General features: G+C 35.2%; 2 protein-coding genes. Both read left to right on the plus strand.

The features are described 5' to 3' along the window. The coding region (locus V7068_RS19315; protein ID WP_499714137.1) for a type II secretion system F family protein at positions 1-742 on the plus strand (742 nt) is incomplete at its 5' end. Further along, positions 732-909: competence type IV pilus major pilin ComGC (comGC, locus tag V7068_RS19320; protein ID WP_499714154.1), on the plus strand; the 178-nt coding region annotated here is incomplete at its 3' end. The genes V7068_RS19315 and comGC, both read left to right, overlap by 11 nt.

Raw genomic sequence — 909 nt, forward strand, 5'->3', positions numbered from 1 at the left:
GACGAAGAGAGCGGAAGACTTGGACAAAATAAAGAAGCTAATCATTTACCCAATTTTTCTACTCTTTTTTATTGGTAATGTGTTTTTTATTTTGCAACGTGTACTTTTACCGAAATTTGTAACGCTTTTTGCTTCGATGCATATTGAACACAATATATTTATGAACAGTATATTAGCTACCTCGGCTATTCTCCCGAAAATCCCTATCATTTTACTTTTATTGTGTATCCTCATTTATCTGCTCAAACGATATTGGTTTAACCAATTATGCCCCCTTACTCAAAGAAAGCTTATATTGCATATCCCGGTTATTGGGATGCTTATTCGCTTATACGAAACCCATTTTTTTGCAAGTCAGTTTAGCGGCTTATTGTCCGGTGGTCTTTCTATTAATGAGAGCATACAGCTATTGGCGCAAAACAGGCAGCGGCCTTTTTATCAAAAGCTATGTGCCCAAATGCAGCGAGAGTTATTAGAAGGAAAGCAGTTTGAGGCGATTGTTCAGAAGCTTTCTTATTTTGAAAAGAACCTTTATATTGTGATAACAAACGGTCAAAAGTATGGAAGACTTGATGAGGAATTATTTCACTATAGTCGCTTATTGTTAGAAAGAATTGAAGAGAAAACGAGTATGATTATGCGTATTATTCAGCCTATGTTGTTTTCATTCATCGGCCTGCTTATTGTCTCTATTTATTTAGCTGTATTATTGCCAATGTTTTCATTACTTAATGGCTTATAAGGAGGAGCTTTTGTTGAAAAGATTACGCAATGAAAAAGGATTTACTCTCATCGAGATGCTCATTGTCTTGCTCATTATTTCCGTTTTGTTAATCATTACGATACCGAATATTACAAAGCATCAATCGACGGTTCAGACAAAAGGATGTGAAGCATTTGTGAATTCGA

This window comes from Bacillus sp. JJ634 (assembly GCF_036962285.1).
In the GTDB taxonomy this organism is placed as follows: Bacteria; Bacillota; Bacilli; order Bacillales; family DSM-1321; genus Peribacillus; species Peribacillus asahii_A.